This window comes from Agriterribacter sp., assembly GCF_035444585.1.
Lineage (GTDB): Bacteria > Bacteroidota > Bacteroidia > Chitinophagales > Chitinophagaceae > Agriterribacter.
Genome location: NZ_DAOMOZ010000113.1, coordinates 1 through 15230 on the forward strand (window position 1 = coordinate 1; position 15230 = coordinate 15230).

14 protein-coding genes are annotated in these 15230 nt (G+C 44.7%); 5 read left to right on the forward strand and 9 right to left on the reverse strand.

Going from position 1 to position 15230, the window contains the following annotated elements:
* Together PLH26_RS12795 and PLH26_RS12800 are read right to left on the reverse strand one after the other, a co-directional pair.
* Positions 1-3347, reverse strand: a 3347-nt coding sequence (locus PLH26_RS12795) for a SusC/RagA family TonB-linked outer membrane protein (RefSeq protein ID WP_324586418.1), incomplete at its 3' end; no start/stop codon positions are given.
* A gap of 41 nt (positions 3348-3388) precedes the next feature.
* Positions 3389-4543, reverse strand: a complete 1155-nt coding sequence (locus PLH26_RS12800) for an ROK family protein (RefSeq protein WP_324586419.1) — start codon at positions 4541-4543, stop codon at positions 3389-3391.
* A 386-nt stretch (positions 4544-4929) separates the two neighbouring features.
* Here PLH26_RS12800 and PLH26_RS12805 point away from each other — a divergent pair, with 386 nt between their 5' ends.
* Positions 4930-6258 (forward strand): alpha-L-fucosidase, encoded by a 1329-nt coding sequence (locus PLH26_RS12805; protein WP_324586420.1) that lies wholly within the window; start codon positions 4930-4932, stop codon positions 6256-6258.
* Between the two features lie 80 nt (positions 6259-6338).
* On the opposite strand, the gene PLH26_RS12810 is transcribed toward PLH26_RS12805, so the two are convergent.
* From PLH26_RS12810 to tsaB, 3 genes are all read right to left on the reverse strand, one after another.
* Positions 6339-7016, reverse strand: a complete 678-nt coding sequence (locus PLH26_RS12810; RefSeq protein WP_324586421.1) for a rhodanese-like domain-containing protein — start codon at positions 7014-7016, stop codon at positions 6339-6341.
* Between the two features lie 75 nt (positions 7017-7091).
* Positions 7092-7445 carry an ArsR/SmtB family transcription factor gene (locus PLH26_RS12815; protein ID WP_324586422.1) on the reverse strand — a complete coding sequence of 118 codons (354 nt, stop codon included), beginning with the start codon at positions 7443-7445 and terminating at the stop codon, positions 7092-7094.
* Between the two features lie 110 nt (positions 7446-7555).
* Positions 7556-8239 carry a tRNA (adenosine(37)-N6)-threonylcarbamoyltransferase complex dimerization subunit type 1 TsaB gene (gene tsaB, locus PLH26_RS12820; protein ID WP_324586423.1) on the reverse strand — a complete coding sequence of 228 codons (684 nt, stop codon included), beginning with the start codon at positions 8237-8239 and terminating at the stop codon, positions 7556-7558.
* A gap of 192 nt (positions 8240-8431) precedes the next feature.
* Here tsaB and PLH26_RS12825 point away from each other — a divergent pair, with 192 nt between their 5' ends.
* On the forward strand, positions 8432-8815 hold the full coding sequence (locus tag PLH26_RS12825; RefSeq protein WP_324586424.1) for a RidA family protein: 384 nt from the start codon (positions 8432-8434) through the stop codon (positions 8813-8815).
* Between the two features lie 181 nt (positions 8816-8996).
* On the forward strand, positions 8997-9575 hold the full coding sequence (locus PLH26_RS12830; protein WP_324586425.1) for a hypothetical protein: 579 nt from the start codon (positions 8997-8999) through the stop codon (positions 9573-9575).
* 402 nt (positions 9576-9977) lie between these two features.
* On the opposite strand, the gene PLH26_RS12835 is transcribed toward PLH26_RS12830, so the two are convergent.
* Complete coding sequence (locus tag PLH26_RS12835) at positions 9978-10820, reverse strand: sugar phosphate isomerase/epimerase family protein (protein WP_324586426.1); 843 nt, start codon at positions 10818-10820, stop codon at positions 9978-9980.
* Positions 10821-10932: 112 nt separating this feature from the next.
* Here PLH26_RS12835 and PLH26_RS12840 point away from each other — a divergent pair, with 112 nt between their 5' ends.
* Positions 10933-11406, forward strand: coding sequence for a RidA family protein (locus PLH26_RS12840; protein WP_324586427.1), 474 nt, complete (start codon positions 10933-10935; stop codon positions 11404-11406).
* Positions 11407-11416: 10 nt separating this feature from the next.
* Positions 11417-12541 carry a D-TA family PLP-dependent enzyme gene (locus tag PLH26_RS12845; RefSeq protein WP_324586428.1) on the forward strand — a complete coding sequence of 375 codons (1125 nt, stop codon included), beginning with the start codon at positions 11417-11419 and terminating at the stop codon, positions 12539-12541.
* 132 nt (positions 12542-12673) lie between these two features.
* Here the strand turns inward: PLH26_RS12845 and PLH26_RS12850 are convergent, their stop codons facing one another.
* The 3 genes from PLH26_RS12850 to PLH26_RS12860 form a co-directional block, all read right to left on the reverse strand.
* Positions 12674-13810: a hypothetical protein gene (locus PLH26_RS12850; protein ID WP_324586429.1), complete on the reverse strand. Its 1137-nt coding sequence runs from the start codon at positions 13808-13810 to the stop codon at positions 12674-12676.
* A 192-nt stretch (positions 13811-14002) separates the two neighbouring features.
* Positions 14003-14434, reverse strand: a complete 432-nt coding sequence (locus PLH26_RS12855) for a cytochrome C oxidase subunit IV family protein (RefSeq protein ID WP_324586430.1) — start codon at positions 14432-14434, stop codon at positions 14003-14005.
* A 32-nt stretch (positions 14435-14466) separates the two neighbouring features.
* Positions 14467-15210, reverse strand: a complete 744-nt coding sequence (locus PLH26_RS12860; RefSeq protein ID WP_324586431.1) for a cytochrome c oxidase subunit 3 — start codon at positions 15208-15210, stop codon at positions 14467-14469.
* Positions 15211-15230: the final 20 nt, after the last annotated feature.

Here is a 15230-nt window from a genome sequence, read left to right on the forward strand (position 1 = left end):
TCGCCGGAATAAGCCGTGTTGTTTGAATTGTTGGAAGCCGGGTTAAAATTATAAGGCAACGTGTTGTGCAAATACAGCAGATCACGGCCAATAACAGATAAAGACAATGCATTCAGCTTAAGCTTTTCATAAAACTTAGCCGGTATACGGTAAGATAATGCCACCTGCCGCAGCGATATCCACGAATTTTTAAGCACCCAGAAATCTGCTACCCCGGTTGAAGAGGAACCATAGCGATAATAGAACTGGGGAAGATGGGAAGGCTCAACCAATCCCTTGTCATATGCCTCCTGGTACGTCATGCCACCTACATCGGCGGTGCCGCCGCCGGGCGCATCCACGATTTGACCCGGAGCGAAAACACCTTCGGGAATGATACCATCATCATAAGTGCCGCCATCATTAGCGTATTGTGATGTCCACTGGATGCCTCCGTTTTGAGCATCCCTTCCCGGAAGCGTATTGGGGAATACACCTGTATGCGTTCCATACCGGTAGCTCAGCAATACAAAGTCGCCTCCTATTTTAGCGTCTAACAATACATTCAGGCTGAAATTCTTATAATTGAACGTATTGTCCCAACCCGCACGGAATTTAGCATTAATGTCACCTACATCCTGCCATACATTGCTCCTGGCCGGGAAGGCTGTTCTGGAATCAGAGCGCCAGGTAAAAACGGGTAAGCCGTTGCGGGGGTCATTTTTATCCGTACCCTCAAAAGCGGTAGAATGAATCTGTGTACGCAATGTACCGTATGATTTGCCTACCACAGCCCAGGTGCTGATCTCACCAATGTTGGCGCCCAGGTTAAACTCTGTTCTGCCGGGATACAGCTCTACGATCATATTACGGTTAACGGCATAATTAAACGCCGTATTCCAGCTAAAGCTTTTTGTTCTTAACGGAGTGGCATCTAATGCAATTTCGATACCCCTGTTGCGTATATTACCGGCATTGATAAATATGGTGCTCACACCGGATTCTGTTGGCGTGCCAATATCCAGCAACTGGTTTTTGGTATTGTCCTGGTATATGCTCACGTCCAAGCCCAACCGATTTGCGAGAAACCGCATTTCCAGTCCGATTTCTTTTGATATTTTACGCTGGGGTTTCAGGTTGGGCTGCAATACAGAACCTGAGCTGTAGGTTGACAGCGGAACGGTTTGCCCGTTGGCTGCGCTATACCCATTAAATGCAAAGCCGGGGTTGATCCGGAAGGGATCGGTATCGCCGCCCAATGCGGCAAGGTTTCCTCTTAATTTACCATAGCTGATCCAGGAAGGAAGATTGTTCCTGAATGTTTCACTGAATATCCACGACAAGCTTACTGCCGGATAGGTATAGAAATTATTACCCGTACCGTTGGAATAGGTTAAAGTTGAAGACCAGTCGCCACGCCAGGTAGCCTGCAGGTACAACATGTCTTTATATCCTATATCGGCGCTGGCGTATAATGAATTGAAGCTCCTGCGGTTCCTGATCCCTGCATTTGTTGTGGGCTGATTAACCGAGTTGGCTATATAATAGTTACCCGGGTAGCTTAATCCCCCGCTGGTTGAACTGTTTTCATATGTGGTTTTATAGCGTTGCGATTCGCCTCCTATATAACCACTGATGGAGAGATCGGGGTTAATATCTTTATTCATCATCAGCATCCATTTCTGCATATTGCTTTCCTTGGTTTGAAATCCGAGTGAATACAAGCCACCGGTAAAGTTTTGTCCCTGCCCCAGTTCCTTGCTTTCCGACCGGGTATAGATATTATTAATATTTCCTTCGAGGATCAGCTTCGCCCAGTCGGTTAATGTAACAGTAAAGGCTACACGTCCACGAAGCAGCTGCTCCTTCTGGAAATAGTTATTTTCATATAAGGAGAACCAGAATCTCGTTTCCGGCGCCAGGTTGGTTTCGGCAGAGTTGCCGGGATTGGGAACACCGCCGAACTGGCTGGTGTAATGCTCCCTTTGAGACCAGTATTTGGTATCATAATTCCGGGGCATCATCCACGAATACAGCTTGCCAAAATTATAGGAGGCAAAGGCATCCAGTCCGCCCAGGCGCGGCGGGTTCTTACCGTTAAAATCAGTATAAGCCGCAGTCATATCCACTTCCAGGAATTTGGTGAACTTATGCGTAACCCGCAAGTCAAATGCATTTTTGGTGAACTTGTTGTTGCTTACCACACCTTCGGCCTCATTGCGGTTATAGGATAAACGGAATGTTGATTTTTCTGTTCCCCCGTCAATGGCCACATTGGTATTATAGCCAACGCCTGTTTGAAAAGCGTCGAGGAAGTTATTGGGTTGGGGAAGATATTTGGTAGGCGTACCATCATAATTAATTACATCCTGCCCCAGCATCCGGGGACCCCAGTTTTCCAATTCTCGCCCAACGCCCCTGTCAATATAGGGAAGTCCTGTAACGGGATCTGTAGGAAAAACCTTGGTGGTCCATCTTTCAGTGGGCTTATAGTTAGGATCTCTTGCATCTGTAAAAAAATCACCCACCGTACCTCCGCCAAATTCATTCTGGAAGTCTGGCCCCGCATAAGGATCGGTTATATTCACCGACTGGTTAACCGTTATGCCGATACCTTCACGTTGTTTACCCTTTTTGGTGGTAATTAAAATGACACCGTTAACAGCTCTTGTGCCGTAGAGGGCGGCGGCTGCAGATCCTTTTAATACGGATACACTTTCAAAGTCTTCCATATTCAGGTTTTTCAGGTCATTGCCGAAGTCGCGGCCGTTACCGCTAAAAATATCGTTGTCCATAATTACCCCGTCAATAACAAAAATGGGCTGGTTATTGGTTCCGAGGGTAGAGTTACCGCGAATTATAATTTTGGAGTTGGCCATCAAGCCGCCGGCGCCTCCCATGTCGATCTGCACGCCTGCCACCCGGCCCTGTAAGGCATTAATAGGATTGATCTCATTGGTTTTGGACAGCTCGGCACCTTTAACCTCTGTTACAGAATACCCCAACTGCCTTTTTTGTTTGGATACGCCCAATGCTGTTACTACAACCGCTTCACTTTCTGTTATACTCGGTTTGAGTATTACAGACAAAGTGGTTTGTGCTCCCACGGTTACTTCTGTGGTTTCATAGCCCACAGAAGAAAATACAAGCACATTTTGAGAAGCCGTTAATGATACACTAAAATGCCCGCTGGCATCCGTAGCAGCAATGGCGTTTGCTCCCTTTACTGCAATCGATACACCCGGCAACAATGCCCCGTTTTCATCGGATACGGTTCCGGAAACATTTCTCACTTGCTGGGCAAAAACATACACCGCCGGCAATGCCATAAAAAGCATTAACAACAGACGTTTAACATTTGATTTCATCTCTGTTGGTTTTAGTTGCAAATTTTGTTTAAGGGTTCTTCTCAGGCAGCTTCCTGAATTTTATTTTTGCGTGCCATTCCTTTCTCATATTTCTCCATTACCAGGGCAGCGCCACCTATAAGCTGCGCCTCATGCCCCAGTTCCGAGATTATAATTTCTGTATTAGCGGCAAGCCGCGGTATACAATGCTCATTTAATGCCTGCTGAATAGGCGCCTGCAGTATTTTGCCGGAAGAAGACCCTCTTCCGCTCAGCACCACCAGTCCGGGGTTCAGCAAATGAATTAAGATAGCAATACCGCGCCCGATATTATAACCTGCCTCAGACAGCAGTTCAACAGCAAAACGATCTCCTTTGCCCGCCGCAGCAATAATGGCATCGCCTGCATCTTCAGGATTCAAAGCTTCCAGATCCGGTTTTTTTAATACCGAAGTCCTTCCGGAGCTTAAGCCTGCCAGCGCTTTTTCAATTACTGCGGTCAATGCAGCTTCTGTTTCAAGGCAACCGCTTTTGCCGCAACTGCAGAGCTTGCCATTCTGAAAAAGCGGGATATGACTGAACTCGCCCGCAAAACCATCGTCACCCCTGAACAAAGTATTGTTTAATATCATGCCCAGTCCAATACCCCACCCCACATTAATTACCATTATATTTTTTTTATTGCGGGCGGCACCAAACTTTAATTCGGCCAAAGCAATAAGACTCGAGTCATTATCAATAAAAACCGGTATTCCGGTTTTACCCTCAATAAAAGAGGTGATGGTACCCTGGCGGTTTGTAAGGAATGAATAGTTGATGCCTTCCTTTGCATCAATAAATCCCGGCATACTGATACCGATCCCTGCAATTTTATTTTTAGGTATCCCCGATTTGTCAATTACATCGTTGATCCTGTCTGTAATAACATCCAGTGATCCGGGGTTAACGGCAAGGTTCAGTTCCAGGCTTTCAATTTTTCCGATATGCCGGTTTTGCATATCCATTACTGCCAAACGGGTAACAAACTGATCCATGGCAACCGATACCGTATACATGATATCGGGCTTAAGCGAATACATCTGCGGCCGCCTGCCCCCGCTTGAGGGAGCGTACCCGGTTTCGATCACGTACCCGTCTTCTACCAGTTCGTTTAATATTTTTGTTGTAAGAGAAAGGCTCTTTTCAATTTTCTCACTCACTTCTGCACAGGAAAGCATCCTTGAAAAATAAAGATGGTTTATTATTCTTTTCCTATATAATTGAGTCTTGCCCGCCATTTTTATTAAAATATGGTTAACTATTTTCAAATAATATGTTAAAGTAAAATAACTTTTTCATTAAAAACAATATGTTTAGGATAAATTTTCAAAATAATTAAAATGCCGCGGTCATATTTTTGGGAAGCTTTTTGAAAATTGTCTCCTTTTTTGAGATTTCCACATTGCCGCCGGGGCTGTTTCAAAAGTTATGTTTTGCCGCCAAGACCACGAAACACGAAGAAAAAAAATCTGAAGATCAGGACTTTGTGTATTAGTACCTTTATTTAAAACAAAGACATTTGGAAGGCTGGCGCCATCAGGTGTCTGAAAAAATACACACAATAATGCGCTCATTTATTTCCGTAATGCTGGTACTGACCTGCTTTGCTTTGCAGGCACAAAACACTGTAAATGATAACCAGGCTAAAATGCAATGGTTCAAAGATGCCAAACTGGGTATTTTTATTCACTGGGGCATATATTCCGTAAACGGGGTTGATGAAAGCTGGGCCTTTCATAACAAAAAGATGTTGTATGCCGACTATATGAAGCAATTGAATGGCTTTACTGCCAAAAACTATGATCCGGATGCATGGGCTAAGCTTATCAAAGAATCAGGCGCCCGCTACGCAGTAATAACCACCAAACACCATGATGGGATCGCTCTATGGGATACGAAGGCCAATAATATGAGCACGGCTAAATTAACACCCGCCAGGAAAGATGTGCTCACGCCTTTTTTTACCGCATTGCGCAATGCCGGACTTAAAGCAGGGGCTTATTTTTCGATACTGGACTGGAGCCACCAGGATTACCCGGGCTTTTTAAAAGACAGCAGCCGCTACAAAATAAAAGATGACCCTGCAAGATGGAACCGTTACCTGGCGTTTTACCAGTCGCAGATACAGGAACTGAGCACAAAATTCAACCCCGATCTGTTTTGGTTTGACGGCGACTGGGAACATAGTGCAGCAGAATGGCAGGCGCAGAAAGTAAGGAATATGATCCTTGAAAATAACCCCAACGCCATCATTAACGGCAGGCTTGCCGGCTTCGGCGACTATGAAACACCCGAACAAAACTTTCCCATTACCCGCCCTTCGCTCAATCCATGGGAATTGTGCATGACAGCCAACAACAACTGGGGATACCACCCGGACGACAGCGCTTATAAGACACCCTACGAACTGATCACTATTTTTGCTGATGTGATCAGCAATGGCGGCAACCTGCTGTTTGATATTGGTCCAAGGGAGGATGGCTGGATACCCACCGAACAGGTGCATTTATTAAAGGAGCTGGGGAAATGGACGCATAAGCATGAAGGAGCCATTTTTGACACGGAAGCCGGTATGCCGCCGGGGCATTTTTACGGGCCAAGCACCATTTCCAAAGATTCTTCCACCCTCTATCTCTTTGTGCCGGCGCTTAACCGGGGTAAGCCGGTGATCAAAGGGCTGTACAATACCATCCAAAGCATCAGGATAGTAGGAACAGACCAGTTGTTGAAGCATAAAATTGTAGGCAAAATTTCGTGGAGCCCGGTGCCGGGTCTGGTATACATTGACGAAATTCCCGAAACCGCCACAGATGGGTATATGACAGTGCTTGAAGTAAAATTGAACGGTCCTGTAAAATTATACAAAGGCAAAGGAGGATTGGGAGGAGAGTGAGTTGCAGGGTGATTTCCGTGAAACCTGAAACCCCATACCTGAAACCTCATACCTGAAACCTCATACCTGAAACCTGTACCCTAATTCAACGCCCCCGGATCTTTTACCACCGTAATCCCCCGGGTATGCTTTATTGATTCCCATCCACCGGTAATATTCCGCAGGTTGTTGTAGCCCTGCAGTTTAAGCAACGATGCAGCAATAACGCTCCGGTATCCGCGTGCACAATGCAGGTACAGATTATCTCTTTCATTTAGCTGAGCAATATTGCCCGGATCTTTCATATCGATCAGGGGAAGATTTAAGGCATCCTTCACATGACCTTCTGCATATTCCACCGGGCGACGCACATCAACTACTATGAGGTTTTCGTCAAAAGGCAGATCCATTGCCAGTTCGCCGGCATCAACATCAATGATCATATCAACCGCGCCACCCGCCTCTTTCCATGCTTCAAACCCACCATCAAGAAAACCGGCCACGTTTCTAAACCCCGCATTTACCAGCAGTGCAAGGCATTCTTCTTCTTTTCCCGTGGAAGCAATTAAAACAATCGTTTTATCGGTGGGCAGCAGATTCACAGCCCATTCTATAAAATTTCCATCCCTCCCGATAAAAACAGAGCCTGGTATAAATCCTTCTGTAAAAGCGGAGACCTTCCTTGTGTCAACTATTATCGCTTTTTCATTATGATCCAGGAACTCCTTTAGTTGCCGCACCGTAAAAGCACGACCGGGGGAATACAACATTTCAGACATACCGCTTAAATGCGTTTAAATTAAAAACGGTTGATGAAAATAATACACCAACCGTTCATAAAAAATCAATAAGTATTAACTTAACAGTTGCTCCACAAAATGGTATATTTCGGCCAGGCGTTTATGGTTTACCGAGTAGTAAATGAATTTGCCTTCACGGGTAGTATTTACCATACCGGCTCTTCTTAAAATGGCCAGGTGCTGTGATGCAACTGACTGTTCCAGCCTCAATTGTACGTATAACTCAGTAACCGTCATTTTTTGCTTTTCATCCAGCAACTGGATCATTTGCTGCCTGAGCTTATGGTTAAGCGCTCTCAGAATGAGGGCAGCTTTTTTTACATTAAGAAAGTCAATCCTTAACTCGGAGGCATTTTCCTGCGCTGATCCGCTCAACACCATTGTGTATGGATTTGTAAGGCCTGTCATAGGAATAATAACTTTAAAATTTAATCATTAATATATCAAGTGCAAAGATATAACCGAAAATACAAATAAAGCCCCCATACCATGTTAAAGTAATAAAATAGTATGAATGGTCATTTTCCGTTTTTTCCTCCCGCAAAATGAACATTTTTGGCATATAACGGTTCTGTATAAGCAAGGTCACAAAAAAGATTGTTTTTAAAGGAGTTATGGAAAAGGCAGGCTAAGTGTTTTCCTTTATATTCTGTTTTTTCAAACGAGGCTTTGGCATTAAATACCGGCATCTGCTTCCATTTAGCCGCGCCTGTTCCAAAAAAGAGGATTTTTTTATGCTCCAGTTCCTGTGCAAAAAAATCTACAGTAAGTACTATGGCATGGGGTGGTAAAACCACTTTCATTGTGGGCTCATACAGGGCTGCATACACTTCATCGCGGCGGGCGTCTATCATCGGGCAATAGGCATCAAAGCCCGGAAATGCTTCAATAGCTGCAGCTGTCATTGCCTCAGTTGTTGTTATTGCCACCAAAGGTTTGCTCAATGCATAACATATTCCTTTGGCACTGGCCATACCTACACGCAATCCCGTATAAGAACCCGGGCCAATGGTTACGCCTACCGCATCAATATCATTCATCGACACACCGCATTTATCCATAATTTGCCTGATGGCAGGCTGAACAAAAGCTGCATGATCGTGCTGTACCGTATTACTCAACTCCATCAGTAATAAACCATCGCACGCCAGCCCCACAAAGGATTTTTCCAACGCAGTGTCAATATGTAACAGCATTGCCATTCCATTCAATTTTTTAGCATTTATCAAAAGTAAACTTAAAACTTCAAAAAGGTGAGGGCTGAGGATCCATCGTGTTGCCAACAGCATTTTCCTGAAGCCCGCAACTTGTAACCTGCACCCTGGATCAATCTCAGTCCGGCAAGCATTCCTATATTGAGTACCTTTGCGTTTTTTATCAACCTACACATCATCATGAACAAAACGGTTATCAACACTCAAAATGCACCTGCTCCCATCGGCCCTTACAGCCAGTCGGTAATGGCGGGTAACCTGCTGTTTGTTTCCGGACAGATAGCTATTGATCCGCGTACAGGAAATATTGAAGCAAAGGATGCTATAGCTGAAACAACACAGGTAATGCAAAACATAGAAGCCATTCTGCACGAGGCCGGGCTAAACTTTAACCATGTAGTGAAGACAACAATTTTTTTATCAGATATGAGCCTGTTTACCATTGTGAACGAAGTATACGGGAAATATTTTTCAGATAACTTTCCCGCGAGGGAAACAGTAGCTGTTAAGGAGTTGCCCAAAAACGTGAATGTAGAGATCAGCGTAATTGCGGTTAGTGAATAGTGAATCTCACCTTCACTATTCACCATTCACCTCTCACAATCTTTCACCCTTCACCCCGTCCGAACGGCGTTCAGCCGGGCGGGCATGCACTATTCGCCGTCGTAAAACTTGTTCTTTTTTTAATAAAATAGATTTATATTGCAATTGCTTTTACAACATATAAAAGATTAATTAATCCATTTTGCGCCAGCTCAGTGCCATATTCCTGATCCTGATCTTTCTCTTTAACCTTGCCGGTTACAGGTTACTGTTGCAATACTGGGAAGTTCAGGAAAATACAAAAATGGAAGTAAGATTAGATCAGCAGCAGTATGATGAAAAGGATCTTGTAGAAGTAAAAATCCCCATCAATCTGCCTTATCACAGCAACTGGAGTGATTTTGAAAGATACGACGGCGAGATAGATATTGACGGCGTACACTACAAATACGTAAAGCGCAAAATATTTAACGATTCGCTGGTGCTGCTTTGCATTCCTGATAAAATAAAAACAAAGATCAATACAGCCCGTGATGAATTTTTTAGTTTGGTAAATGATCTGCAGAAAGATACCGCCAATACAAAATCATCTCACTCTTCCTTGTTATTCCAGTTTTCTGCCGGTGATTATATCAGCCAGCAAGCCGAAGACTGGTCAATTGCAGCAATAAGCAATATTGTTCCCCATTGGATAATTAGAGGCGCCAGCCCGCTTCTTTCCGTCTCTGTCAGTTCTCCCTGGCAGCCGCCCGATGCCGATGCATCAGCCATTTCCTGTTAAATAAAATTTGCACCCGGAACGGGTTGCAGCAATTTATTGGAACAATTCCCAATAACAGGAAAGCTCCATCTTACCCTTTGTTCAATCTCATTCTCAAAAATAAACAAAGTGTAAGAGGTGAATGCATACAGTATAGCGGGGATGGCACCAGTCGGACGGGGGCAGGCACTAAGACACAAAGTCCTGATCTTCAGATTTTATTTTCTTGCCTTAATGGCAAAACATAACTTTTGAGACAGCTCCATGATTCATCAACCTTATAAAAAATATATAAGAAAAATATTTGGAGTTTTAAGTATACAGACGCCGTGATTCTTCACGGTGTATTTTTAAAACATCCGGTAAAATTGTTTTGGAGTTTTAAGTATATGAGACACCGCGATTCTTCGCGGTGTATTTTTTTTATTTCAGTGATCTCAGATACGCCAGGCTCAGCGGCACCTGCTCAACCGAACGGGATGATTCGTCTTCGATAAAATAATGTTTTACACCGGCTTTTTTTGCAGCTTTCATTATGGCGGCAATGCCCACATCGCCGGTCCCCAGTACCACATTGGTTTCTACATCGGCCTCACCCTTTTGGTTGCCTTCTGTTCCGGGCTTCCTGTCTTTAAGATGCATTAAGGGAAAGCGTTTGGGATATTTTTCAAGCAATGCTACCGGATCCTGCCCGGGGTGTTTTACCCAGAATACATCCATTTCAAAATTGGCATAGGCAGGATTAAGCTTTTCTGCCATGTAATCAAACAATGTTCCCTCACCATAGGCTCCAAATTCGTACCCATGTGCATGATAGCATAAAGCAATGCCATTTTCTTTCAACAGCTTTCCGGCGGTATTAAATACATTCACTGCTTTTTTAGCGTCATCAATTGTAAAAACATCTGTATGCGGGATCCAGAACACAACCACGTATTTTGCGCCATAGGTTTTGGCCAGGTCAACAGATGCCTGCGGGTTTTTAGCCAGTTGCTCAAAATCGGCGCCCACACTGATCACTTTCAGATTGTTTTTCTTCAGCAGGGATTTAAATTCATCTACCGGTAACCCATAGCTGCTGCCACCTTCCAGCTCTTTAATGCCCATGCTGCTTATTTTCTCCAGCATGGCAGGTACATTCCCCGGCAACTGTTTGCGGAAGCTGTACAACTGCACCCCGATCTCCTGCGCAAATACGGGCAGGGCAATTGCGAGCAATGCTGCTGCCAGGAATATTTTTTTTGCGTTGAAAAGCCGGTTGTACATAAAATGTTTTTTTTTATTCAAAAATGAAATGGTCTATAAATGTACAAAAGATTTATACCTTACATTAACATGTAGCTGTTGAATATATTTGTAAAAAACTAAATTCTATTATATGGAAGAAGGAACCGCCGAAGAACGTCTGGCTCGTTTGGGATTAACACTACCACCGGCGCCCAAACCAATGGGCGTTTACAAACCCTGCCTCATAGACGGCAATCATCTCTATCTTTCAGGACATGGTCCTGTGCAGGAAGATCAAACCCTTATAAAAGGGCGCATTGGAAAGGATATGGATAAGGAACGGGGCAAGCTGGCTGCAAAGCAGGTAGCGCTCACCATGCTGGCAACCATAAGAGCCCATATTGGAAGCCTCAACAATATTAAGCGGGTCATTAAGGTGCTGGGCATGGTAAATTGTGCCCCCGAATTTGAAAATCAGCCCTACGTGATCAATGGCTGCAGCGAATTGTTTGCATCAATATGGGGAGAAGAAAACGGTGTGGGCGTACGCAGCGCAGTAGGAATGGGATCGTTGCCGGGTAATATACCCGTTGAAATAGAAGCCGTATTTGAACTGTACGATTAAATAAAAAAATATGAATGATCCTGTTCGCTCAACCAGTGAATGGTACGCTGTTGATGCTATTGATGCTATAGATTCTCCTGCATTGCTGGTTTATAAAGACCGGGTAAAAGAAAACATCCGCCTGGTTAAAAGCATGGTAAATGATGTGCGCATGCTGCGCCCGCATGTTAAAACCAATAAAATGGCGGAGGTATGCTCTATGATGCTGGAAGAAGGCATAACCCAATTCAAATGCGCTACTATTGCCGAAGCCGAAATGCTGGCAACGGCAGGAGCACCGGATATACTGCTCGCTTACCAGCCTGTTGGTCCTAAAGCAGAACGATTCGCAAATCTTATTAAAGCATATCCTTCGGTTCATTTTGCATGCTTAACAGACAGTGAAGCAGGCGCCAAACACATCAACAGGGTGGCCGGGGAGCAGGGTATTGTAATTAATGTTTTTATAGACCTGAATATCGGAATGAACAGGACCGGTATTGTACCGGAAAAAGCATTGCCGCTTGTTGCGTTTATCCTGTCGTTAAAGCATGTACAACTGGCCGGACTGCATGGCTATGATGGTCATATACGGGATACCGACACCAATTTACGGCAGCAAAAGAGTGATGAAGGATTTCGGCGGGTGGCTGTATTACACGGGGAGATCGCAAAAAAATATCAGCGTTCATTAAAAATTGTAATGGGTGGCACACCTACTTTTCCAACACACGCCCACCGCCAACATGTAGAATGCAGCCCCGGCACTTTTGTTTTTTCCGACTGGGGGTATAAGCATGCTTTTCCCGATGAGCCATTTGAATATGCAGCGCTCGTTATTACCAGAGTAATTTCCATAGTAGATGAGCATACCATTTGCACCGATCTCGGGCATAAATCGGTGGCCGCAGAAAATCCTTTGCCACGTGTTCATTTTTTAAATGCCCCGGATGTGGTACCTTCAGGACAAAGCGAGGAACATTTGGTATTGCGCGTAGCTAACGCCGCTCAGTATCGTACCGGCGATATACTATACGGTGTTCCTGTACACATATGCCCCACCGTTGCTTTGTATGATAAGGCCTATGTAGTGGAAAATAAACAGATCGTTGCCCAATGGGAAGTGGTGGCCAGAAAAAGGAGCATCAACTTTTAAGCAGAGCCCGAAGCCTGTATGCTATTGTTAGCAGTGAAGCCCGGCCACCCTTCGGACAGAAGATAGTGAATTTTAACTCCCAACCACTCACCACTCACCACTCACCACTCACCATTCACCAACCACGCGCCATTAAAAACTCACTCCGCTGCGGATCCTGTTCAGCAACTGATTGTAACAGTTGTTCACCAGTCTTGCTGCCAGCTCCTCCCTGGAAGGCGGACGAACAGTCGCCGCGTTATTGATGAGGTTACGGTCTGAAGCTTCCAATGCCCGCTGATCACCGGTATAGCGCGCCGTTTCATGCCGCCATGTATAATTATCATGGAAGCGATCCGATAGTATATTGCGACCGCTCACCCAATCATAAATGCGGCAATCCAATGAAGCCCGGCTCTGTAATATGCTCCGGCTTACATATACGGTAGCCTTAACGGTTTTATAAACAGGCTTTGCAGGAACAGACCTGGTTTGCCCTATCTCTATTTTTTTAGATCGTTGTATGGTGTACCTGTCGGCATACACACTGCCGATATACAAATCATTAAAGTTCAGCTCCACAACCCTGTCTGCTTTTATAAAGTTGGCTTCCGCCTCCCTGTTGGTGTAAAAACGGGTATTGTTATAAGACGCGTTATTGAGATCGCGAACCATGGTATACTGCAGGTAATCGTTATCGAAACCCCAGTAGCGCCAGCTATTGTTATAATAATTTACCGGCTGCACCACTACTTTAATTGTTGCCAGCTCCTGCGCCTGTTGCATAAGATCCTCAACATCACGGTAATGTGGATAAGCATTGTTGGCCTTGACAAACATCTCATATGCTTTTTGTCCGTAAGGGCGGTTGTTATACGACAAATAATGAATTCCCCGGTTATAATATTCTTCAGCCGCTTTTTGCTTTGCTTCCTGTATTTTAACGGAAGGATCCCATGGGTTGGGGATCAATTCAGCAGCCGCGGGTATAGACTTGATCTGGCTGTACATTTGGGCGGCAACCTGCAATTGATCAGCGATCTCCATCCAACGGTCGCCGGCACCCCTATTATTATAGGTATTGCTGTTTATGGCTTTGCGTACATTGGCTGCCTGCCTGTAGGCATCGGGCAGCAAAGCTGCGGCCTCCTTATCGTCCGCATTCTTTTTTAACCGTTCCAGCAACGAAAAAACAGTTTGATCGTCGGCAGTGTAGCGCTTTTCTATTTGCCTGGTAGAAGAACAGTTCAGCAACAAACCACTTAATATCAGAAAAAGCGCTTTTTGCATCCGGCAGATTTTACTTAAATCTACAAAAAAAGGGGCTGTCTCAAAAGTTATGTTTTGCCACCAAGACCCACCTGAACCGGACGCCCGCCCGAAGAAAATAAAATCTGAAGATCAGGACTTTGTGCCTTTGCGGCATATCTTCCATACCGGCCTGTTGAGACAGCCTCCTGAGAAAACGATTCGAAATACTTTTTAATCCAGTGTTCCGGGTTTCTGCACATCGTGGGGAGCAGCCTGCTCTGTGGGAGCCGGGACATTGTATTTGTTACGCAAATTTTTATATGCTACACCATCCCACAAAAAAGCAAGAATGAACCATATAAAAAGCAATAGCGGCACCAGTATCGAAAGCTTAAGATTTCTTACTTCATCGCCGAGGTGCATAAATATAGAAACAATGTAAATGGCCTTGCACAAAGAAAGAATAATCATTCCTCCCTTTAAAAACAACAATAACCATCCATCTACATGAAAAGCATAATGAGACAAACCCAGGGCAAGCTCAGCTATGGTGAGAAAAAGCAGTATCCAAAAGGTTTTCCAGATCCTTTTTGTATTGGGGGCAGGCTCGTGCTGAAAAGTTATCTCGGGCGATGCCGCCAGGTGTTGCGTTGCATGTTCCATGTGTTGCATATGCTTTTAATACAATAAATCGGTTAAATAAGATAAAAACAAAGAAATACAAATACCCATACCAGATCTACAAAGTGCCAGTACAAACCCACTTTCTCTACCATCTCATAATGGCCCAAACGAACAAAGCGCCCATTCACTGCCCAGAAATACATCAGGATGTTTAAGAACACCCCAATCGAAACGTGAAATCCATGGAAGCCGGTGATTCCAAAAAAGGAGTTCCCAAAGGCAACAGGGCCCGGCAGGGTAACCTGGTGGCCATCGTGAAATAGTCCGGGAACTATTGGCCCAAAATGATTTTCCCTTATGGTTGCTCCTATTTCCTGTATTTGTCCGTCGATCAAAACCGGGTGTGTATGCGTAATGAGGTGCGTCCACTCCCAGGCCTGGCAGCCCAGGAACATGAAGCCGCCCAAAATTGTCCAGAGCAACCATTTCTGCACACCCTTATTATTTCTTTTGTGTCCTTCGTGAACGGCAAGTACCATGGTAACGGAGCTCATGATGAGGATAAAGGTCATCAAACTCACAAACGCAAGCGGCAGGTTGGCATCTCCCATGAATGGAAATGTATTGAATACATGATTGGGATCCGGCCAATAATTATGGCTTACCCGTATAGTGCCGTAAGAAATAAGTAAGGCGCCGAATGTAAAGGTGTCGCTCACCAGAAAAAACCACATCATCAGTTTCCCGTAACTTACATTATAGGGGCTCTTCCCCCCCGTCCACCATTTATATCCGGCCGGTATGTGTGTTGACATGCAATTTAAATTTTATGAAT